Below are 20,020 nucleotides of genomic sequence, written 5' to 3' on the forward strand. Positions count from 1 at the left end.
TCCGGAAAAGTGGCACCGGTTTTCCGAAGAGCTCACGCGCAAACAAGCTAGAGGTCCCGTCGGATGCGTTGTCCGAGCTGCAATTCTCTCGATACGCAGGTCAAGGACTCGCGTCCGACCGAGGACTCCGCGGTGATCCGCAGGCGCCGCGTCTGCATGGCCTGCAACTTCCGCTTCACGACCTTCGAGCGGGTGCAGCTGCGCGAGCTGACCGTGATAAAGCGCAACGGCCGCCGCGTGCCGTTCGACCGCGACAAGCTGGTGCGCTCGCTGCAGATCTCGCTGCGCAAGCGCCCGGTGGAGTCGGAGCGGGTCGAGAAGATGGTCTCGACCATCGTGCGCGAGCTCGAAAGCGGCGGCGAGGCGGAGGTCTCCTCGGAGGCGATCGGCGAGATCGTGATGGAGCATTTGCGCCAGCTCGACGACGTCGCCTATGTGCGCTTCGCCTCGGTCTATCGCAATTTCCGCGAAGCCAAGGACTTTGAAGCCGTGCTCGACGAGCTGACCGGCGAAGAGGATCCGCGGCTCGCAACGTTGCGAAAATGATCTTTCGCATTCTCGAAGACCAGTTCGCGCAGAAAGCCAAAGAGGCCAGGGAAGCAGCCAAAGCCGCCGACCTGCGCTTCATGCAGCTTGCGCTCGCGCTCGGCCGCCGCGGGCTCGGGCGCACCTGGCCCAATCCGGCGGTCGGCGCCGTGATCGTCAAGGATGGCGTGATCGTCGGTCGTGGTTGGACCCAACCGGGCGGCCGCCCGCATGCCGAGGTCGAGGCGCTGCGGCGGGCAGGCGAGGCGGCGCGCGGCGCCACGCTCTACGTCACGCTCGAACCCTGCTCGCATTTCGGCCGGTCGCCGCCCTGTGCGGATGCCGTGGTCGCGGCCGGGCTTGCCCGCGTGGTCTCGGCGATCGAGGATCCCAATCCGGAGGTCGGCGGCAAGGGGCACGCCAAACTGCGTGCCGCCGGTATCAGCGTTGATGTCGGGCTGTGCCGGGCGGAAGCCGCGCATGACCATGCCGGACATTTCCGCCGGATCACGGAGAAGCGCCCGCATGTGATCCTCAAGCTCGCGGTGTCCGCCGACGACAAGATCGCGGCCAGCGGTCACCGACCGGTCGCGATCACGGGCGAGGCGGCGCGGACCCGCGTGCATCTGCTGCGCGCGCGGAGCGATGCGATCCTGGTCGGCATCGGTACGGTGAAGGCTGACGATCCGCTGCTGACCTGCCGGCTCCCCGGCATGGCGGCGCGCTCGCCGGTGCGGATCGTGCTCGATCGCGCGCTGCGGATCTCCGGCGACAGCCGCCTGGTGCATTCCGCGCGCGAGACGCCGCTCTGGGTAGCGACGTCTGACATGGCGGAGGCGCCCGCCGCAATGAAGCTCGGCGCCGCCGGCGCAGAGGTGATCCGCGTGGCCACCGGCGCGGCCGGGCTCGACCTGCCGGCCGTCTTGCATGCGCTGGCGGAGAAGGGGATCACGCGGCTTTTGGTCGAGGGCGGCGCGCGCGTGGCAAATTCTTTCGTGGCGGCCGGCCTGGTCGATGAAATCTGGCTGCTGCGCGGGCCCGATGCGATCGGTGCCGATGGCGTTCCCGCGCTGGACGCAATGCCGCTCGACGCAATCGCGCAGTCGCCCGCCTTCATCCTTCGTGCTAGCGAAGCCCTCGGCAAAGACAGTCTCAATATCTACGAGCGTGCGTAATGTTTACCGGAATTGTCACCGATATCGGCGAGATCGTCAGCCTGAAGCCGGTCGCACAGGGGCAACTGCACCGGTTGCGGATCGCCTGCGACTACGACCAGACCACGATCGCCGACGGCGCCTCGATTGCCTGCAACGGCGTCTGCCTCACGGTGGTCGCCTCCGGCACAGCCGACGGCAAGACCTGGTTCGACGTCGATGCCGCGGCCGAGACGCTCGGCATGACCACCGCCAAGCACTGGGTGCAGGGCGGCCGGCTCAACCTCGAGCGCGCGCTCAAGATCGGTGATGAGCTCGGCGGTCACATCGTGGCCGGCCACGCCGATGGCATCGCCACCATCGTCAAGCGCGACGATCTGCCCGACATGGCGCGCTTTGAGCTGAGAACCACCCGCGAGCTGGCGCGTTTCATCGCGGCCAAGGGCTCGGTCACGTTGGATGGTGTCTCGCTGACCGTGAATACGGTCGAGGACGTCACCTTTTCGGTGCTGATCATCCCGCACACGCTGTCCGTCACGACCCTGAGCGGCTGGAAGGCCGGCAGCGAGGTCAATATCGAGGTCGACCTGATGGCCCGCTACGCGGCAAGGCTGTCGGAGATGAAATGACCGCGTAGCCGTCACGCAGACGTCATTCTGGGGCGATGCGTAGCATCGAACCCGGAATCTCGAGGTTCCGGGTCTGGTCCTGCGGACCATCCCGGAACGACCGTGTTTGAAGCATTCCTGCTTGGCTTCAGGCGTTGGGGCGACTAAAAACTCGCGAAACGTTGACATGCAAGGTTATCGGTGCATGTCAACAAAATGAAAAATGAAATGGATACGCAATGGCTGACGCGCGGCGCGCACCCCTGAAGGACCAGACCGACATATCAGGCGCGCGCGTGCTGATCGTCGAGGCCCGGTTTTATGACGACATCCAGGATGCGCTGCTGGAAGGCGCGCTGGCCGAGCTGAAGGCGGCCGGCGCCAGCCACGACGTCATCACCGTGCCGGGTGCGCTGGAGATTCCGGCTGCGATCGCGATCGCGATCGATGCCGCCGCGGCGAACGGCAAGCCCTATGACGCGGCGATCGCGCTGGGCTGCGTGGTGCGCGGCGACACCATCCATTTCGAGATCGTCTCGCAGGAATCCTCGCGCGGCCTGATGGATCTGGCCGTGAGCCGGAAATTCCCGCTCGGCAACGGAATCCTCACTGTCAACACCGAGGCGCAGGCCTGGGCGCGGGCGCGGGCCAGCGAACTGAACAAGGGTGGCGATGCCGCGCGCGCGGCGATCGCGATGCTGCGGATCAAACGCCGCCTGGCAAAGGCCTGATCATGGCTGACAGCAAGAAGCCCGGCAAAGCCCCCGACCGCAAAGCCAACCGGCGCGGCGCGGCCCGGCTCGCCGCTGTGCAGGCGCTCTACCAGATGGATATTGGCGGCGCCGGGATCAACGACATCTTCGCCGAGTTCGAGAGCCACTGGCTCGGCAACGAGGTCGAGGGCGAGACATATCTGCCGGCGGAAGCGGCGTTCTTCCGCGACGTGGTCTCCGGCGTGGTGCGCGACCAGGCCAAGCTCGATCCCCTGATCGACGAGGCGCTGTCGAAGGGCTGGCCGCTGAAGCGGATCGATGCGATCCTGCGCGCGGTGCTGCGGGCCGGGTCCTACGAGCTCGAGCATCGCAAGGACGTGCCCGGCCGCGTGGTGGTGTCCGAATATGTCGACGTCGCGCATGCCTTTGTCGAGAAGGACGAGACCGGCATGGTCAACGCCGTGCTCGACCAGATCGCGCGCCAGTTCCGCGGCGACGAGTTTGTGCGGAGCTGAACCACGTATTCCGCCGTCATCACCCGCGCAGGCGGGTGATCCAGTACGCCGCGGCGGTCATTGGCAACAACAGCTGCCGCGGCGTACTGGATCGCCCGGTCAAGCCGGGCGATGACAGCTGAGGGGAAGGCGCGCGACATGGCAGAGCGTCACGACGGCCCCTCCGGCGAAGACTCCCTCATCGCACGCTATTTCAAGCCGCTGGCGACCGATCCCGGCGCGTTCGGTCTCGACGATGACGCCGCCGCGCTGCGGGCCGCCGGTGAGGACATCGTGGTCACCACCGACGCCATCGTCGAAGGCGTGCATTTCCTCCCTGATGATCCGCCCGATACGCTGGCGCGCAAGGCGCTGCGGGTGAACCTCTCCGACATCGCGGCCAAGGGGGCGACCCCGGCGGGGTTCGTGCTGACATTGGCCGTGCGCAAGGTCGACGAAGCCTGGCTGACGCCGTTCGCCCGGGCGCTCGGCGAGGATGCTGCCGATTTTGGCTGTCCGCTGCTCGGCGGCGATACCGTCTCGACGCCGGGGCCGCTGATGATCTCGATCACGGCGTTCGGCCGGCTGCCGCAGGGCAAGATGGTGCATCGCGCGGGCGCGCAGGCGGGCGACCGCGTGTTCGTCACTGGCTCGATCGGCGATGCCGCACTCGGTCTCGATGTGCTCCGGAACGGACCGGTCGCGGCGGCGCTGGCGCACGAGGCCGCGGGCCGGGATTTTCTGGTCGCCCGCTACCGTGTTCCGCAGCCGCGCAACCTCCTCGCCAACGCCGTCCGTGGCCACGCCAGCGCGGCGATGGACGTGTCCGACGGCCTCGCCGGCGATCTGGCCAAGCTTTGCGCCGCCAGCGGTGTGACGGCTGTGATCAACGTCCCGAGCATCCCGTTGTCGTCAGCGGCCGCGGCGCTGATCGCACGCAAGGCGATCGGGATCGAGACCCTGGTCGCCGGCGGTGACGACTACGAGATTCTGTGCGCGATCCCGGGCGATCATGTGGACGCCTTCCTGCGGGAGGCGCGGCAAGCCAAGGTTGCGGTGACGGCGATCGGTGGTTTCATTGCCGGTTCGTCGCCGCCAAGCTTCCTCGATGGACAGGGCAGGGAACTGGCGCTGACGCGGCTGTCCTACAGCCATTTCTAGAATCCTCGCGCCGGATGGCGCCGATTTTCCTTCCAAATTGCTGCCGATATCGGCGTTTTCGGCCACAGGTGGCGTTGCACAGCGGTAGCGATTTTGGCAAGGTCGCGCCCGATTTGAGGCAATCCGTTTTTGGGGAGGGTTGTCCTCGCAAAATAAGCGCCTGCCGCTCCCTGGCGGCACAAGGAGGCGCGGGGGTTACATCAAGGATCTGAGGCAACATTCAATGACAGCTTTGTGGTTGATAGTGCTCTGCGGGGCGCTTTCCATCGTCTACGCGATCTGGGCGACCCAGTCGGTCCTGAACGCGGATGCGGGCAGTCCCCGCATGCAGGAAATCGCGGGCGCGGTGCGCGAGGGTGCACAAGCCTATCTGCGGCGGCAATACACGACGATCGGCATGGTCGGTATCGTGATCTTCGTGCTGCTGGCCTACTTCCTCGGCCTACTGGTGGCCCTCGGATTTGCGATCGGCGCGATCCTGTCGGGCGCGGCCGGCTTCATCGGCATGAACGTCTCGGTGCGCGCCAATGTCCGCACCGCGCAGGCGGCGACCACCTCGCTCGCCGGCGGCCTCGAGCTCGCCTTCAAGGCGGGCGCGATCACCGGCCTGCTGGTGGCCGGTCTCGCGCTGCTCGGCGTCACCATCTACTTCATGATCCTGGTCAAGTTCCTTGGGCTGGAAGCCGGTAGCCGCACCGTGGTCGACGCCATGGTCGCGCTCGGCTTCGGCGCCTCGCTGATCTCGATCTTCGCCCGGCTCGGCGGCGGCATCTTCACCAAGGGAGCGGACGTCGGCGGCGACCTCGTCGGCAAGGTCGAGGCCGGCATCCCCGAGGACGATCCGCGCAACCCGGCGACCATCGCCGACAACGTGGGCGACAATGTCGGCGACTGCGCTGGCATGGCGGCGGACCTGTTCGAGACCTATGCGGTGACCGCGGTCGCCACCATGGTGCTCGCGGCGATCTTCTTCGCCAAGACCTCGATCCTCGTGAACATGATGACGCTGCCGCTCGCGATCGGCGGCATCTGCATCATCACCTCGATCATCGGCACCTTCTTCGTCAAGCTCGGTGCCAGCCAGTCGATCATGGGCGCGCTGTACAAGGGGCTGATTGCCACCGGCATCCTGTCGCTGATCGGCGTTGCCGCCGTCATCAACTGGCTGATCGGCTTCGGCAAGCTCGACGGGGTCGACTACACCGGCATGGCGCTGTTCTGGTGCGGCGTGGTCGGTCTCGTCGTCACCGGCCTGATCATCTGGATCACCGAATACTACACCGGCACCGACTACCGCCCGGTGAAGTCGATCGCCTCCGCTTCGGTCACCGGTCACGGCACGAACGTGATCCAGGGCCTCGCGGTCTCGATGGAAGCGACCGCGCTGCCCGCGATCGTCATCATCGCCGGCATCCTCGTCACCTACAGCTTGGCCGGCCTGTTCGGCATCGCGATCGCGACCGCCACCATGCTGGCGCTGGCCGGCATGATCGTCGCCCTCGACGCCTTCGGCCCGGTCACCGACAATGCCGGCGGCATCGCCGAGATGGCAGGGCTGCCCAAGGAAGTGCGCAAATCGACCGACGCGCTCGACGCGGTCGGCAACACCACCAAGGCGGTGACCAAGGGCTACGCCATCGGCTCCGCCGGTCTCGGTGCGCTGGTGCTGTTTGCGGCCTATAACCAGGACCTCAAATTCTTCATCAGCGACTCCAACGCCCATGCCTACTTCAAGGGCGTCAATCCCGACTTCTCCCTGAACAACCCCTACGTCGTGGTGGGCCTGCTGTTCGGCGGCCTGCTGCCGTATCTGTTCGGTGCGATGGGCATGACCGCCGTCGGCCGCGCCGCCGGCGCGATCGTCGAGGAGGTGCGGCGTCAGTTCCGGGAGAAGCCCGGCATCATGCAGGGCACCGACAAGCCGGACTACGGCAAGGCGGTCGACCTTTTGACCCGGGCGGCGATCAAGGAGATGATCATCCCCTCGCTGCTGCCGGTGCTGTCGCCGATCGTGGTCTACTTCCTGATCTACGTCATCGCGGGCGGCGGTGCGGACGGCAAGTCGGCGGCGTTCTCCGCGGTCGGCGCCATGCTGCTCGGCGTCATCGTCACCGGCCTGTTCGTCGCGATCTCGATGACCTCGGGCGGCGGCGCCTGGGACAATGCCAAGAAGTACATCGAGGACGGCCACTACGGCGGCAAGGGCAGTGATGCCCACAAGTCCGCGGTGACCGGCGATACCGTCGGCGATCCCTACAAGGACACGGCGGGTCCCGCGGTGAACCCGATGATCAAGATCACCAACATCGTGGCGCTGCTGCTGTTGGCGATCCTGGCGCATTGAGCGGCACGAAACTAACAAGTGCAAAACCCCGCGGTGCGAGCCGCGGGGTTTTTGTTTGAGGATTCGAAGGGTGGATTAGCGAAGCGCAATCCACCATAGGTCTGACCGCAGGCGGCGGATTACGCCTTCTACCTTCGCTCGTTGAGCTACGGCGGACGTAGTCGGCTAATCCGCCCTACAGCGCAAGAACCAGACACCAACACCACGGAGATCAATCGATGTCGCTCTCATCCGCACGGAACTTTGCGCTGCGCGCCGCCAAGTCGCAGGATCAGAAGGAGGCCATCGAGCTGCTGTCGCAGGCGATCATGGAATTGGCGATGTCGATCGAAGCGACCGACGCCAAGGTCAAGAAGATCAACAAGTCTTCGTAGCATCGGGACCGTAGGGTGGATTGGCGAAACGTAATCCACCGGACAGATCTAATCACGACCGTCATTCCGGGGCGCCTCGAAGAGGCGAACCCGGAATCTCGAGATTCCGGGTTCGGTCCTGCGGACCGCCCCGGAATGACGGCTACGTCATCACTTGACCTCCATCTGGAGCCCTTCCTTCTCGATGATGGCGGCGAACTTCTTGGTCTCGGCATCGACGAAATCGGAGAATTGCTGCGGCGTGCCGTAGTCGGCGCGCGCGCCCATGCCCGCGATGTTCTTCCTGATGTCGTCGCGCTCGAGCATCGCCTTGATCTGGCGGTTCAGCTCGTCGAGCACGGGCGTGGGCGCGGTCTTCGGCAGGAACACGCCGAACCAGGACGCGACGTCGAACTTGGCCAGTTCCGGCGCGGCTTCGCGCATGGTCGGCAGATTGGGCGCGGACTCGCTGCGCTCGGGCGTAGTCACGCAGAGCCCGTTGAGCTTGCCGTCCTGCACCTGCGGCAGCGACGGATAGAGATTGTCGAACAGGATCTGGATATCGCCGGCAAGCGCCGCCTGCAATGCCGGGCCGGCACCGCGGAACGGCACATGCGTCATCTTCAGCCCGGTCAGCTGCAGGAACCAGGCGCCGGTGAGGTGAGGGCTCTGCCCGGTGCCGGACGAGCCGTAGGTCAGCTTGTCGGGGTTCTTCTTCAGATAGGCGATCAGTTCTGGGATCGACTTGATGCCGGTCGACGGATGCGCCGAGACGATGTTCGGGATCCGGATCATGTTGGAGACCGCCTGCAACTGGTCGGCCTTGTAGGTCAGGTTGCGGAAGATGCTGTAGGCGATCGCGTTGGGACCGGGATTGCCGATCAGGATGGTGTGGCCGTCGCCCTTGCTGCGCGCGACCTCGGCTGTGCCGATGGTGCCGCCAGCGCCGGAGCGATTCTCCACCACCACCGACTGGCCCCAGAGCGGCTGCAAATGCGCCGCCAGCAAACGCCCCATCACGTCGGTCGAGCCGCCGGCCGCGGCCGGCACGATGATGCGAACCGTCTCGCTCGGTCGCCAGTCGCCGGCGCCGAGACTGGCGCGCGGCAGGATCGACGCGGCCGCCAGCACGGACGCGCCCGACAATACCGTGCGACGGGAAAATCTCTTGGCTCTCACGCGCTTACCCCCTATTCAGGCTTCTTGTTTGTGAGCAAGCCTAGGGGACCGCTTGCCTGTCGGGCAAGCGCGACAACTTGGCGCAGTTTCTTTCGCGTAAGCGGGATGCTTACGCGCGCTAGTTGAAGCTCAGCAGCTTGAAGAGTGGCGTCAGGTAGGACATTTCCTGGCCCGACGTCGGCGTGGTGCGGCTGACGAAGTCGAAGATCTTGCCGTCCTTCAAGCCGTAATTGGCGAGCCGGCGCACCTGGCGGTTCTTGTCGAAATAGACCGCGATGACGCGCTGGTCGACCACTCGCTGATTCATGAAGGCGACCGGGCGCGAGGTCCGCTGCGAGATGTAATAGAACACCTCGCCGTCCAGCGTTGCGACCGTCGAGGGCGTGCCGAGCACGATCAGCACCTGATCCTGGCTGGCGCCGATCGGGATCTGCTCGAGCGCGCCGTCGGGCAGGATATAGCCCTTCTGGAATTGCTCGCCGGTGCAGCCGCCAAGCGCGGCGGAGCAGACCAGGCCAACCACCGCGATGGCGCGGAAGCGCGAAAGGAACCCGCGCGTGGAAGCCACGCGAGACTGTCTGGGAAAGGTGTGGTTCATCGGCGGATCTGATCCGTCCTCTTGCATCGGCCGGGGCATTGACGTACCGGGCAGCTCAATGGATTGCAATAACGCCGGGCTCCAACGGGCGCCCCTCAATAGGCGTCCCCTTGGGGACCGGCAGCCGGAACCCGTCATGCTTTGGCCGTTCAATCACTTGAGAAAACCCCGGGTGCCCGCGCGCAGCACCATTGAGACCATCTATGGCATGATCGTGACGCAGGCGCGAGAACCGTTATTTTACCGTGACTTGGGCGTTCCCGACACGGTTAATGGGCGTTTTGACCTGCTTCTGATGCATCTGTGGCTGGTGCTGCGGCGACTCAGATCGGCAGACGGCGGCATGGAATTGTCGCAGGCCCTGTTCGATCATTTCTGCATCGACATGGACGACAACCTCCGGGAAATGGGCGTCGGCGACCTCACGGTGCCCAAGCGCATGCAGGCGTTCGGCGAGGCCTTCTACGGCCGTACCGCGGCCTATGATCTGGCGGCGGCCGACGGCGACGAGGCCTTGGCCGCGTCGTTCTGCAAGAACATCCTCAATGGCGAGGGCCTCGACAAGGCCCGCGAACTCGCCGCCTATGCCCGGCAGGCGATGGCGGAATTGGCGCGCGCCGACCTCGCGGCGCTGACCAGGGGCGCGTGGCGCTTTCCGGCGCCACAGGCTGCGGGGACTGCGGCATGAGCGGTGGGACAACAGGGCGGCCCGATGCGCGGCGCGGCCGCGATAACCACGACCCTTGGCGTGTGCTCGTCAACGTCGCGCAGATCCCCGAGACCGGCCTGCATCGCGAGATCACGGCCGACGCGGCCGCGCGCAAGGCGATGGCCGAGGTCGCGGAGTTGCGCGACGTCATTTCCGCGCATGCGGAATTCGATTTGCAGCCGAAGCGCGACGGCAGCTACCACGTCACCGGCCGGGTCCAGGCCCGGATCGGGCAGACCTGCGTGGTGACGCTCGATCCGATGGAGAACGAGATCATTGAGCCGATCGATGTGGTGTTCGCGCCGCCCGAGCAGATCCCGCAAATGGCCGATCTGGTCGACGAGGCCGAGGACAGCGACGAGGAAACGCCGGATCCGCCGGAGCCGATCACGGGCGGCTTCATCGACATCGGCCGGCTCGCCACCGATGCGCTGTTTCTCGGCATCGACCCCTATCCGCGCAAGGTGGATGCGGTGTTTGAACAGGACGTTGAAGCGCCTGATCCGGAAAATCATCCCTTCGCGGCGCTGAAGGCGCTGAAGGGCAAGCCTGACGGCAAGAAGCCCAAAGGCGGCGGTTGAGCGAAGGCGAGGGCGGCCGGCGCCAACATTTGAGGGGATGGCTTGCCTACGCGATGGCACGAGCGGTGTCCGGCGTCACTTCAAATAAGTGTCATAATATTTTGAAGTAAAACGTATTTCTGGTATTGTTGGGTGGCGTTGCGTGACGGTTCGGCAACTCCATCCCTAGCGGTCAAGAGGTTGTGCCGGACCGTGGACACGCTATTGTCGCGGCCCGGCCGGGAAGCGTATTGGTGCTTGGCCGCGCGCCGTTGACGGCGGTGACTTCAAGCTCGCGGTCTTCGTCTGAAGGGCTGTGGGAGAGCAGGCTTCCGGGACGTACATGCCTCAAAAGGTTCGTATCGCGCTTGACGCCATGGGGGGCGATGTCGGCGCATCCGTCGTCATTCCCGGCGCCGCGATTTCGTTGAGCCGTCATCCCGGCAGCGAATTCCTGCTGGTCGGGGACCGGGCCCAGATCGAGCCGGAGCTCGCCAAGCATCCGGCGCTGAAGGCGGTATCAAAGGTGATCCATACCGACGTCGCGGTGAAGAATGACGAGAAGCCGAGCCAGGCGCTGCGGCGGACCCGCCGTGCCTCGTCGATGTGGCTTGCGATCGACGCCGTGAAGCATGGCGAGGCCGACGTCGCGGTCTCCGCCGGCAACAGCGGCGCGCTGATGGCGATGGGGAGCCTCAATCTGCGGACGCTGCCGGGCGTCGACCGGCCGGCGCTGGCTGCCGCGTGGCCAACGCTGCGAGGCGACTCAGTTGTGCTCGATCTCGGTGCCACGATCGGTGGCGACGCCCGTCATCTGGCGACGCTGGCGGTGATGGGCAGCGCGATGGCGAGCGTGCTGTTCAACCTCGACCGGCCGAGTGTCGGCCTGCTCAATATCGGGTCCGAGGAGATGAAGGGGCACGGCGAAATCCGCGAGGCGGCCGAACTGCTGCGCGCGATGAACTCGACCCAATTCAACTATATCGGCTTCGTCGAGGGCGACGCGATCGGCAAGGGGCTGGCCGACGTCATCGTATCGGAGGGTTTCAGCGGCAATATCGCGCTCAAGGCCGCCGAGGGAACCGCGCGCCAGATGTTCACGCTGCTGCGCGAGGCGATGTCGTCGAGCTGGCTGGCGCGGATCGGTTACCTGCTTGCCCGCGGCGCGTTCCAGAAGCTGCGCGACAAGCTCGATCCCAACAAGTCGAATGGCGGCCTGCTGCTCGGGCTGAAGGGCGTGGTGGTCAAGAGCCATGGCGGCGCCAACGCGGAAGGCTTTGCCTATGCGGTCGATGTTGGCTATGAGATGGCCCACTTCGATCTCCTCACCAAGATCAATCAGATGTTAAATCGCGACGGCAATGCGCTGGTGCAGGCGCAGACCGCGCAGGAGGCTGTCTCGTGACTGCGATACGTTCGGTAGTGCTCGGCTGCGGCTCATATCTGCCGGAGCGGGTTTTGACCAATGCCGAACTGGCCAGCCGGATCGACACGTCGGATGACTGGATCGTGCAGCGCACCGGTATCAGCGAGCGCCATATCGCCGCCGATGACGAATTCACCTCGCATCTCGCCATCAACGCGGCACGCGCCGCGCTGGCGGACGCCAGGATCGACGCGCAGTCGATCGACCTGATCGTGCTGGCGACCTCGACGCCCGACAACACGTTTCCGGCGACCGCGGTCGCGGTCCAGCACGGGCTCGGCATCAATCATGGCGTCGCCTTCGACCTGCAGGCGGTGTGCTCCGGCTTCGTCTTTGCGCTGACCACCGCGGACAACTTCCTGCGCGCCGGCACCCACAAGCGGGCGCTGGTGATCGGTGCCGAGACCTTCTCGCGCATCCTCGACTGGAACGACCGCGGCACCTGCGTGCTTTTCGGCGACGGCGCCGGCGCGGTCGTGCTGGAGGCGCAGCAGCATTCCGGCACCATCAGCGATCCCGGCGTGCTGACGACGCATCTGCGCTCCGACGGGCGCCACAAATCGAAGCTGTTCGTCGACGGCGGTCCCGGCTCGACCAGGACGGTCGGATACCTCCGGATGGAAGGCCGCGAGGTATTCAAGCACGCCGTCGGCATGATCACCGACGTGATCGTCGACGCGTTCAACGCCACCGGGCTCAGCGCCGATGACATCGACTGGTTCATTCCGCACCAGGCCAACAAGCGAATCATCGACGCTTCGGCGCACAAGCTGCATATTGCGCCGCAGAAAGTAGTCTTGACGGTCGACAAGCACGGCAACACCTCGGCGGCCTCGATCCCGCTGGCGCTGTCGGTCGCGGTGAAGGACGGGCGCGTCAAGAAGGGCGATCTGGTGCTGTTCGAGGCGATGGGCGGTGGCTTCACCTGGGGCTCGGCGCTCGTGCGCTGGTAGCGCATCGCTAAAGAGTACCGACAAGTTGCCGGCATCTTTCCTGCGCCCGAATGCTGGTCGCTGTTGACCATTGCGCGCTAAGCTTTTAATTTCAGTCAAGAAATTGTTCGCCGAGAGTGCGGGGCAGGCGATGACCACCGGAACCGGAAAAACAGTTACGCGCGTCGATTTGTGTGAGGCGGTCTACCAAAAAGTGGGTCTGTCGCGCACGGAATCGTCGGCGTTTGTCGAGTTGGTGCTGAAGGAGATCACCGATTGCCTGGAAAAGGGCGAGACGGTGAAGCTGTCCTCGTTCGGCTCCTTCATGGTGCGCAAGAAGGGCCAGCGTATCGGCCGCAATCCGAAGACCGGCACCGAGGTGCCGATCTCGCCGCGGCGCGTGATGGTGTTCAAGCCGTCGGCGATCCTGAAGCAGCGGATCAATGGCCATGCCGTCACCAATGGCGGCGCCGGCAAGGCCGACTAAAGCGCGGTCGCGCTTTAGCTTGTTGTTTGAGCATGGTCTTTCCGGAAAGCCGCTTCGCACTTTTCCGGATCATGCTGTAGAGCGTTTTCAAGCGAAGTTGGATACCCGGTTCGCGTGAAGAAGACGCGCCAAAACTAGCATCCAGGGCCGGTTCCGATTCGACCGGAACGGAACAGGCGCTGGGCATTGAAGCCAGAGGAGCGGGCATTTGGACAAGGCGCCGGATGCGTTCCGTACCATCAGCGAGGTCGCTGATGAGCTCGATATCCCCCAGCATGTGCTGCGGTTCTGGGAAACGCGCTTCGCGCAGATCAAGCCGATGAAGCGCAGCGGCGGGCGCCGCTATTATCGCCCCGACGACGTCGACCTGCTCAAGGGCATCCGCCGGCTGCTCTATGGCGAGGGCTACACCATCCGCGGCGTGCAGCGGATCCTGAAAGAGCACGGCGTCAAGTCGGTGCAGGGCATCGCCGACCAGACCGCGGCCGTCTCGTTCGGCGCGGTCGAAGAGGCTGTCGGCAACAGCATGGCCGAGCGGGACGAGCACGACGGCAATGACGGCCTGGATTTCGACGGCGAAGAGGCCGACGGCGACGAGCAGGGCATCGACTACCGATTCGTCGATCCCGACGAGGATCCGATCCTCTCGACCTACAAGGCGCACGCCCAGCCGGGCAAGGCGGCTGCGCAGCCCGGGAAGGCGTCCGCTGCGGCGCCGCCTGTGCGTCCTTCCGTTCCCCCGGTTGATCGGGAGCGGCTCGAGCGCGTGCTGCAGGAACTGGTCGCCTGCCGGCAGATGATCGACGCGGCGATGAAGGACGGCTGAGCCAGGGGAAACCGGACGGAAACCGGGTTCGGAACCGGGCCCCGGATTGCCCCCTTTAAGGGGCGCGCCGCCTTGCGCGAACGCCGGATCGCGGCTAATGGGAACGGCATCGGAGCGTGGCGCAGCCCGGTTAGCGCACTAGTCTGGGAGACTAGGGGTCGGAGGTTCAAATCCTCTCGCTCCGACCATTTCCAACCAAAGAAATCAGCGACGCATTTGGGCGGGCGATTCGCAGACCACCGGCGGTTTCCCACGGTTTGCAATTTCTGTTCACCGGCCGTTTCTTTGTGCAGCCCGTTCCGGCATCCAGGCCCTCGCTTGGCCCGGTTCCTGCTTTCCATCAATCAAATGGAGGGCTGATGTTGATCGCCGAACATTTCCTGGTCTGGGCTGCGCTGCTGGGCGTTCTGGCCTTCCTGGCCTTCCACTCACCGGGGCGCGGACACGGATAAGTCACCGCGTCGTTTAGGCCGCGCATACCGGCCTGCTTCAGGTCTCGGCATCCATCGCGACGATCAGGCAGGCCTTCTCGAGGCGGTTGGTGAGCATCGCGAGCTTGCCGGTGAACTCGGCGAGCTCAGCCTCGCTGAACTCCTCGAACACGGTTTTCTTGAACGCCTTGTGCTGCTCGGAAAGGCCGGCGAGATGCTTGCGGGTCTTGTCGGTCAGCGACAGCCGCACCACGCGCGCGTCGGCCGGAGAGGGCGCGCGGCGCAGCAGTTCCTTCTGCTCGAGCAGCTTGGACTGCGTGGTCACGAATGACGGATCGACGTGCAGCAGCTTCGACACCACGTTGATCGGCACGCCGTCATCCTTGTCGAGATCCGAGATCGCGATCAGGATCATCCACTGCGGACCGCTGACCCCGAGCGCCTTGCCCCAGATCTGGCGGACCCGTTCCAGATGCGAATTGATCGATGAGATCTCGAGTGTGAATCGCTTGATGAGGTCGAGATGCTCGATGGCGCGCTGGCGCGTCGTATCCTTCCTTGTCACTGACACAGCTTCCCTCTTCCCTAAGGTGCCGACTCAGCTTTGCGCTGATTTATTTCTTGGTTTCCCCGCCTCGGCGGTTGAATTTTTCTCGTAAGCCGCCAACGAACGCAAGTGAACGTAAAGTAATTATAACGGGCGCGTGAAGATTCGACGAAACAGGGTGTGACAAGTTTTCTCAGGTAGGTAAAGAGGTTACCGCCAGCGTTGCCGGCGAGACACAGTGTGGCCGCATTCGTATTCCTGACTTTATAAACTATTTTGATTGGCGAACGCGCCAATGCATATTGAACCCCGGCGGTAGGGGAATCTCGATCGTCCCGTTGCGGTGATCGTTCAAGTCCGTCGCACACCACAGATCGATCTGCGGGTGCGGGGTTTGGGGAAAGCGGTCTTGGACAATGCGGGATGGTCACGGGGCGCTCGCGGCCTCGGACTCTCCGCATATGAGCAACTTGGAGGTTTAATATGAATTTGAAGAGCCTTATCCTGGGCTCGACGGCTGCGCTGGTCGCGGTCGGCGGGGCACAGGCGGCCGATCTTCCCGTCAAGGCCAAAGCGGTCGAGTACGTGAAGGTTTGCTCGCTGTATGGTCCGGGCTTCTACTACATCCCCGGCACCGACACCTGCATCAAGCTGGGCGGCTTTGTGCGCGCTGACTTGGTTGTCAACGGCAATGGCGTCTACGGCCCGAATACCAACGGCGCCAGCGGTGCCAACAACCGTTTCACCAACGGCTACACCTGGCGTTCGCGTGAAGACCTGAACATCGATACGCGCACCGCGACCGAGTACGGCGTGGTCCGCACCTATTTCGACGCGGTGTTCACCTGGACCTCGGACAGCTACGCCGGCCAAGGCAACGGCTCGAGCGTCTATTCGGCGATCGGTTCGTCTTCGGCTCCGGGTAACGCGAGCTCCGGTAACGTCGCCCTTGGTGCGGTCGGCGTCTACTACGCCTTCATCCAGTTCGCCGGCTTCACCATCGGTAAGTCGGTCTCGCAGTTCGCTGCGCCCTGGACCGCCTATCCGGGCAACAACTACGACGCACTCGTGGGTGGCATTAACACCACCAACGGCATCAACCAGTTCACCTACACCGCGCAGTTCGGCAACGGCGTGTCGCTGGCTCTGTCGGCGCAGGACCAGGTTGCCTACATGCAGGCTGGCGTGAACAACCTCGGCGTCGGCGGTGCTTACGGCTCCAGCGACTACGCCGGCACGATCACGCCGGACTTCGTCGCCGCCCTCAAGGTCGATCAGGCCTGGGGTCTCTTCCAGGCGTCGGTCGCCGCGCATGACAACCACGCTGCCTACTACGGCGGCACCGAGTTGACCGGCCATCCCGACGACAAATGGGGCTGGGCTGGAGCACTGGCGCTGTCGATCAAGAACATCCCGACCGGGCCTGGTGACACCCTCAACATCCAGGGCGTCTACACCGACGGTGCGACCCGTTACAACATCCAGGATCTGGCCGGCGGCATCAGCTCGGCCGTCATCTATGGCGGCACGAACCTGCCGGGCGCCTACCAGAGCGTTGGCTTCGGCACGGCACCCGACACGGTGTTCGGCCCCGGCGGTCAGCAGCAGTCGATCAAGACCTGGGGCTTCCGCGGCGCGTACACCCACAATTGGGATCCCTACTGGAACACCAGCTTGTACGGTGCTTACGCTGCGGTCATGTACAACGACACGGCCAAGTCGCTCATCTGCGGCGTTGGCGGCGTCGGTGGCACGTTCCGCACCGCCTTCGGCACCGGCGTGACCAGCTGCAACCCCGACTACAATATCGGGCAGATCGGTATCATCACCCGCTGGACCCCGGTCAAGAACCTGACCTTCTCGGCCGACGTGACCTACGTCCATCTCGATCAGAAGTATGCCGGCACGGTCACCACCTCTTCGGCTAGTATCGCCAAGCCGACTGCGACCTACGAGCTGAAGGATCAGGACACTGTCCAGATGCTCTTCCGCGCTCAGCGCAACTGGTAATACCGGTTGATCTGATCACGATCCAACAGAACCCCGGCAGGCAACTGCCGGGGTTTTTGCTTGGCAGGTATCAGCCGAAGAAGATGCGAGCGTTGTTCCGGTATTATGGCGCAAACGCCACAAGCTGGCGTGCTGCGGCCTAGCGTAGCTGGCCAATTTCCCGGATCGTGATCTCAGCTAAGGCAACGGCGTTCGTAACGCCGCGCTCATAAACCTTGATCATTGTTTTGTCCACGAGGTCGCATAGTGGGTCGCTGCGATCAACCAGGTTGAGCCTGCGTAATGTGGAATTAAACGCAAGCTCGATAACGTGACGCTGTTCGAACGAGAGATTGATGTTTGAAAATTGCCGCGTGATCGGCATTGCCGTTGCTCCCTTGCCATGCAGGCGGGAGCGCTATCGGTCTCTCAGCCACCGACGCCTACAGGAAAACCCCTGGCCGGTGATGGGCAGAAGTTTGCGCTCTCTTCAGCACGAGCGCCAGCAATATGTTTCGCTCCGATTGCGGAACGATCTTAAAACGGCTCAATTCGCTAACTGAGCTAACTTCGCGGTTTCTGCGCTAAATCTCCTCCAGCACCACTTGCTCAAGCTCCAGCGCTGCAACGCAGGCAAGAAAGAATATCGCCGTAAACGATCCCCGCTTGAGCTTCATCGTGATCCCGGCTTCGGTCTCATCCTTAAGGCCGTCTTCAACCGCTTGACCAACAGGTCACGTCGGCTTTCTTCATTTCCGCCTTGAGGAAGGCGCTGGCTCGCTGGCCCCATTCCTCTTCCGCCTTGGGTAGGACCATGGCATCTCCTATCGATTCCGTGAGCTAACAAATATGATAAAGAATATCGCCGCGACCGCCGATATACCCGCAATCAAAATGGGAAACGGGTTCCTTTCAAATGGACGGTATTCGGCGATGAGCCAGCTTGTGGCGTTTGCGCCATAATATCGCGTTGTTCGGCGAAGCGGCTGCCGCTTGGCGTGAATAAAGGACGTCAAAGCGAGATTGATGAAGGTGCTGGCTGCGTCATTTCGGTCCACGCGAACAACGAAGACGAGCCATGCGATTCATTCGCCGGCAAACTTATTTACTTACCTGATCTACTAAACTATATAGCCGTCAGCCAACACATTGAATGATGGCTCTTAGCTCTCTGCTAAGCCTCCCAAACCTCCGGCAATGCCCTGCCGGAGGTTTTTGATTCAAGGCTTCTGATTCAAGGCTCTGATTCAAGTGCAGGGCCCGGCCATCGCACAGGCGCGCTCACGTCGTCCTCTCCGATTCGAAGCCGTCAAGATTTGACGGAATCGATCCGCAGTGCATTCTCGTCAGTCATGGGACGCTTCAAGAACAGCCGGCTGGCTCGCATGAGCAGCGGCCATTATTGCTTGATCCGGGATCTCGGGCTGGTTAAGGGCGGCAAGGGATTGCGGCACCATGAGGTGGTGATCGACTTCTCTTGGCGCGGCCTCTGGCGTTTCCTGTTCCCACCGCGTTCCGTGCTCCCGCCCCACGATGGTGGCGGATTCCGCACCGATGCGGCCATCACGTCTGCTCCCGGCAACAGCGTCGTCGGCTCCGGCCATTCGCATTAGTGCATGATCCGGAAAAGTGCGAAGCGGTGATTGTTCGCCGCACGGAATGATCTCCTCACGTCGCACGCTGCCTGCACACGGCGCGTTGGTGCGCGCGGGTAGGCGGCGTTGCTGCGCGACAATTCGGCGATGTAGACTGCCTCACGCCACGCGGTTGGCACCGCGATCCACGCTTCAACCGAAAAGAAAAATCAGGGCGAGAAAAATCAGGGAACGGATCTCACATGAAGGATTTTGCCGGAAAGATTGCCGTCATCACCGGTGGCGGCACGGGCATGGGGCGCGAGCTGGCGCGGCAGCTCGTGGCTGAAGGCTGCAACGTCGCGATGTGCGATGTCTCGGCCGAGGCGATGGCCGAGACCAAGCGGCTCTGCGAGGTCGAGAAGCTGCTGCAGGGCCTGCGCATCACCACGCACGTTGCCGACGTCTCGATCGAGGATCACTACAGGCGCTTCCGCGACGAGCTGCTCGAGCAGCAGGCGACCGACAAGATCCATCTGCTGTTCAACAATGCCGGCATCGGCGGCGGCGGCAGCCTGTTCACCAACAGCCGCGAGCAGTGGGAACGCACCTTCAACATCTGCTGGGGCGGCGTCTATCTCGGCGTTCGTACCTTCCTGCCGCTCCTGGTGAAAGCCGACGAGGCGCACATCGTCAACACCTCGAGCGTCAACGGCTTCTGGGCTTCGGTCGGCCTTGGCGTATCGCACACCGCCTACAGCGCAGCGAAATTCGCCGTGAAGGGTTTCACCGAGGCGATGATCAACGATCTCCGTCTCAACGCGCCGCATGTGAAGTGCTCGGTGGTGATGCCCGGTCACATCGGCACCTCGATCGTATCGAACTCGCGCAAGGTGCAGAACGGCGCCGACCAGCTCAATCCCGACGAGCTCAAGCAGGCCCGTCAGCGTCTGCAAGGGCAGGGCATCGATGTCGCCAAGATGTCGGATGCCGACATTCAGCAGCTCGCGCTCGATCGGGCCCGCATCTTCCATGACGAGGCGCCGACCACGGCAGCCGCCGCGGCCAGGATCATCCTCGATGGCGTCAAGGCCGATCGCTGGCGCATCCTGGTCGGCGACGATGCCCATCTGCTCGATGAGCGCGTGCGCAGGACCCCGGAGCAGGCCTACACGCCGGAGTTCTATCAGGACCTCGTCGCGGCGACCGGCTGGAAGGTCGGCTGATTACGCAGAATACGTCATGCCCGCGCAACGGCTTTGCCGTTGTCGCTGGAGGAGCGCGGAACGCGCGTCTCGAAGCATGCACGGCCCGGCTAGCGGCCGTCGATCCTTCGAGACGGCCGCGTTGCGGCCTCCTCCAGCGACAAAGGCGAAGCCTTTGCGCGGGGATGACGGGATCAGCGCTCCT

At 63.9% G+C, this 20,020-nt stretch carries 22 protein-coding genes and 1 tRNA gene; 18 read left to right on the forward strand and 5 right to left on the reverse strand.

The features are described from left to right. Window positions 1-63: 63 nt before the first annotated feature. From nrdR to ACVIW0_RS17230, 8 genes are all read left to right on the forward strand, one after another. Window positions 64-546 carry a transcriptional regulator NrdR gene (nrdR, locus tag ACVIW0_RS17195; RefSeq protein WP_016844999.1) on the forward strand — a complete coding sequence of 161 codons (483 nt, stop codon included), beginning with the start codon at window positions 64-66 and terminating at the stop codon, window positions 544-546. After that, on the forward strand, window positions 543-1,700 hold the full coding sequence (gene ribD / locus ACVIW0_RS17200) for a bifunctional diaminohydroxyphosphoribosylaminopyrimidine deaminase/5-amino-6-(5-phosphoribosylamino)uracil reductase RibD (RefSeq protein ID WP_461353387.1): 1,158 nt from the start codon (window positions 543-545) through the stop codon (window positions 1,698-1,700). The genes nrdR and ribD overlap by 4 nt, the downstream gene beginning before the upstream one ends. Further along, complete coding sequence (locus tag ACVIW0_RS17205; RefSeq protein WP_461353388.1) at window positions 1,700-2,308, forward strand: riboflavin synthase; 609 nt, start codon at window positions 1,700-1,702, stop codon at window positions 2,306-2,308. The genes ribD and ACVIW0_RS17205 overlap by 1 nt, the downstream gene beginning before the upstream one ends. Window positions 2,309-2,526: 218 nt before the next feature. Next, window positions 2,527-3,018 (forward strand): 6,7-dimethyl-8-ribityllumazine synthase, encoded by a 492-nt coding sequence (ribH, locus tag ACVIW0_RS17210; RefSeq protein WP_456754438.1) that lies wholly within the window; start codon window positions 2,527-2,529, stop codon window positions 3,016-3,018. Between the two features lie 2 nt (window positions 3,019-3,020). Then, window positions 3,021-3,515 carry a transcription antitermination factor NusB gene (nusB, locus tag ACVIW0_RS17215; protein ID WP_461353389.1) on the forward strand — a complete coding sequence of 165 codons (495 nt, stop codon included), beginning with the start codon at window positions 3,021-3,023 and terminating at the stop codon, window positions 3,513-3,515. 138 nt (window positions 3,516-3,653) lie between these two features. Continuing rightward, window positions 3,654-4,655 (forward strand): thiamine-phosphate kinase, encoded by a 1,002-nt coding sequence (thiL, locus tag ACVIW0_RS17220; RefSeq protein WP_461353390.1) that lies wholly within the window; start codon window positions 3,654-3,656, stop codon window positions 4,653-4,655. A 223-nt stretch (window positions 4,656-4,878) separates the two neighbouring features. Further along, a complete protein-coding gene (locus ACVIW0_RS17225; protein WP_461353391.1) occupies window positions 4,879-6,999 on the forward strand; it encodes a sodium-translocating pyrophosphatase in 2,121 nt (706 codons plus the stop codon). Between the two features lie 218 nt (window positions 7,000-7,217). Further along, window positions 7,218-7,373: a hypothetical protein gene (locus tag ACVIW0_RS17230; RefSeq protein ID WP_168200203.1), complete on the forward strand. Its 156-nt coding sequence runs from the start codon at window positions 7,218-7,220 to the stop codon at window positions 7,371-7,373. A 150-nt stretch (window positions 7,374-7,523) separates the two neighbouring features. Here the strand turns inward: ACVIW0_RS17230 and ACVIW0_RS17235 are convergent, their stop codons facing one another. Continuing rightward, window positions 7,524-8,531 (reverse strand): Bug family tripartite tricarboxylate transporter substrate binding protein, encoded by a 1,008-nt coding sequence (locus tag ACVIW0_RS17235; RefSeq protein ID WP_461353392.1) that lies wholly within the window; start codon window positions 8,529-8,531, stop codon window positions 7,524-7,526. A 118-nt stretch (window positions 8,532-8,649) separates the two neighbouring features. Further along, window positions 8,650-9,129 (reverse strand): outer membrane protein assembly factor BamE, encoded by a 480-nt coding sequence (locus ACVIW0_RS17240; protein WP_461353393.1) that lies wholly within the window; start codon window positions 9,127-9,129, stop codon window positions 8,650-8,652. Window positions 9,130-9,265: 136 nt separating this feature from the next. Between ACVIW0_RS17240 and ACVIW0_RS17245 the strand changes: the two genes are divergently transcribed. From ACVIW0_RS17245 to ACVIW0_RS17275, 7 genes are all read left to right on the forward strand, one after another. Then, on the forward strand, window positions 9,266-9,817 hold the full coding sequence (locus tag ACVIW0_RS17245; RefSeq protein WP_461353394.1) for a ubiquinol-cytochrome C chaperone family protein: 552 nt from the start codon (window positions 9,266-9,268) through the stop codon (window positions 9,815-9,817). Beyond that, on the forward strand, window positions 9,814-10,419 hold the full coding sequence (locus tag ACVIW0_RS17250) for a YceD family protein (RefSeq protein WP_461353395.1): 606 nt from the start codon (window positions 9,814-9,816) through the stop codon (window positions 10,417-10,419). Before ACVIW0_RS17245 ends, ACVIW0_RS17250 begins: the two co-directional genes overlap by 4 nt. 322 nt (window positions 10,420-10,741) lie before the next feature. Then, window positions 10,742-11,803, forward strand: a complete 1,062-nt coding sequence (gene plsX / locus ACVIW0_RS17255; RefSeq protein WP_461353396.1) for a phosphate acyltransferase PlsX — start codon at window positions 10,742-10,744, stop codon at window positions 11,801-11,803. Beyond that, window positions 11,800-12,777, forward strand: a complete 978-nt coding sequence (locus ACVIW0_RS17260) for a beta-ketoacyl-ACP synthase III (RefSeq protein ID WP_461353397.1) — start codon at window positions 11,800-11,802, stop codon at window positions 12,775-12,777. The genes plsX and ACVIW0_RS17260 overlap by 4 nt, the downstream gene beginning before the upstream one ends. A 130-nt stretch (window positions 12,778-12,907) precedes the next feature. After that, on the forward strand, window positions 12,908-13,243 hold the full coding sequence (locus ACVIW0_RS17265) for an integration host factor subunit alpha (protein WP_461353398.1): 336 nt from the start codon (window positions 12,908-12,910) through the stop codon (window positions 13,241-13,243). Window positions 13,244-13,451: 208 nt separating this feature from the next. Further along, the gene (locus tag ACVIW0_RS17270) at window positions 13,452-14,069 is read left to right on the forward strand and encodes a MerR family transcriptional regulator (protein WP_461353399.1); all 618 of its coding nucleotides are present in this window, start codon (window positions 13,452-13,454) and stop codon (window positions 14,067-14,069) included. Window positions 14,070-14,179: 110 nt separating this feature from the next. Further along, window positions 14,180-14,257 (forward strand) — tRNA-Pro (locus ACVIW0_RS17275). A 301-nt stretch (window positions 14,258-14,558) separates the two neighbouring features. Here the strand turns inward: ACVIW0_RS17275 and ACVIW0_RS17280 are convergent. Continuing rightward, complete coding sequence (locus tag ACVIW0_RS17280) at window positions 14,559-15,071, reverse strand: MarR family winged helix-turn-helix transcriptional regulator (RefSeq protein WP_461348370.1); 513 nt, start codon at window positions 15,069-15,071, stop codon at window positions 14,559-14,561. Window positions 15,072-15,530: 459 nt separating this feature from the next. Between ACVIW0_RS17280 and ACVIW0_RS17285 the strand changes: the two genes are divergently transcribed. Beyond that, window positions 15,531-17,057, forward strand: coding sequence for a porin (locus ACVIW0_RS17285; RefSeq protein ID WP_461353400.1), 1,527 nt, complete (start codon window positions 15,531-15,533; stop codon window positions 17,055-17,057). A 139-nt stretch (window positions 17,058-17,196) separates the two neighbouring features. On the opposite strand, the gene ACVIW0_RS17290 is transcribed toward ACVIW0_RS17285, so the two are convergent. Then, window positions 17,197-17,421: a hypothetical protein gene (locus ACVIW0_RS17290; RefSeq protein ID WP_461353401.1), complete on the reverse strand. Its 225-nt coding sequence runs from the start codon at window positions 17,419-17,421 to the stop codon at window positions 17,197-17,199. 199 nt (window positions 17,422-17,620) lie between these two features. Further along, complete coding sequence (locus ACVIW0_RS17295) at window positions 17,621-17,713, reverse strand: DUF6471 domain-containing protein (RefSeq protein WP_229159983.1); 93 nt, start codon at window positions 17,711-17,713, stop codon at window positions 17,621-17,623. A 708-nt stretch (window positions 17,714-18,421) separates the two neighbouring features. Between ACVIW0_RS17295 and ACVIW0_RS17300 the strand changes: the two genes are divergently transcribed. Continuing rightward, a complete protein-coding gene (locus ACVIW0_RS17300) occupies window positions 18,422-18,649 on the forward strand; it encodes a hypothetical protein (RefSeq protein ID WP_461357355.1) in 228 nt (75 codons plus the stop codon). Between the two features lie 224 nt (window positions 18,650-18,873). Beyond that, the gene (locus ACVIW0_RS17305) at window positions 18,874-19,836 is read left to right on the forward strand and encodes an SDR family oxidoreductase (protein WP_461353402.1); all 963 of its coding nucleotides are present in this window, start codon (window positions 18,874-18,876) and stop codon (window positions 19,834-19,836) included. Window positions 19,837-20,020: the final 184 nt, after the last annotated feature.

The organism is Bradyrhizobium sp. USDA 4454 (genome assembly GCF_054822705.1).

Coding starts and splice junctions, on each gene's coding strand:
- ACVIW0_RS17295 (WP_229159983.1), bottom strand. CDS start 17,713: ATGAAGCTCAAGCGGGGATCGTTTACGGCGATATTCTTTCTTGCCTGC.
- nusB (WP_461353389.1), top strand. CDS start 3,021: ATGGCTGACAGCAAGAAGCCCGGCAAAGCCCCCGACCGCAAAGCCAAC.
- ACVIW0_RS17230 (WP_168200203.1), top strand. CDS start 7,218: ATGTCGCTCTCATCCGCACGGAACTTTGCGCTGCGCGCCGCCAAGTCG.
- ACVIW0_RS17300 (WP_461357355.1), top strand. CDS start 18,422: ATGAGCAGCGGCCATTATTGCTTGATCCGGGATCTCGGGCTGGTTAAG.
- ACVIW0_RS17305 (WP_461353402.1), top strand. CDS start 18,874: ATGAAGGATTTTGCCGGAAAGATTGCCGTCATCACCGGTGGCGGCACG.
- ACVIW0_RS17290 (WP_461353401.1), bottom strand. CDS start 17,421: ATGCCGATCACGCGGCAATTTTCAAACATCAATCTCTCGTTCGAACAG.
- ACVIW0_RS17245 (WP_461353394.1), top strand. CDS start 9,266: ATGCTTTGGCCGTTCAATCACTTGAGAAAACCCCGGGTGCCCGCGCGC.
- ACVIW0_RS17240 (WP_461353393.1), bottom strand. CDS start 9,129: ATGAACCACACCTTTCCCAGACAGTCTCGCGTGGCTTCCACGCGCGGG.
- plsX (WP_461353396.1), top strand. CDS start 10,742: ATGCCTCAAAAGGTTCGTATCGCGCTTGACGCCATGGGGGGCGATGTC.
- ACVIW0_RS17265 (WP_461353398.1), top strand. CDS start 12,908: ATGACCACCGGAACCGGAAAAACAGTTACGCGCGTCGATTTGTGTGAG.
- ACVIW0_RS17205 (WP_461353388.1), top strand. CDS start 1,700: ATGTTTACCGGAATTGTCACCGATATCGGCGAGATCGTCAGCCTGAAG.
- nrdR (WP_016844999.1), top strand. CDS start 64: ATGCGTTGTCCGAGCTGCAATTCTCTCGATACGCAGGTCAAGGACTCG.
- ACVIW0_RS17285 (WP_461353400.1), top strand. CDS start 15,531: ATGAATTTGAAGAGCCTTATCCTGGGCTCGACGGCTGCGCTGGTCGCG.
- ACVIW0_RS17225 (WP_461353391.1), top strand. CDS start 4,879: ATGACAGCTTTGTGGTTGATAGTGCTCTGCGGGGCGCTTTCCATCGTC.
- ribH (WP_456754438.1), top strand. CDS start 2,527: ATGGCTGACGCGCGGCGCGCACCCCTGAAGGACCAGACCGACATATCA.
- ACVIW0_RS17250 (WP_461353395.1), top strand. CDS start 9,814: ATGAGCGGTGGGACAACAGGGCGGCCCGATGCGCGGCGCGGCCGCGAT.
- ribD (WP_461353387.1), top strand. CDS start 543: ATGATCTTTCGCATTCTCGAAGACCAGTTCGCGCAGAAAGCCAAAGAG.
- thiL (WP_461353390.1), top strand. CDS start 3,654: ATGGCAGAGCGTCACGACGGCCCCTCCGGCGAAGACTCCCTCATCGCA.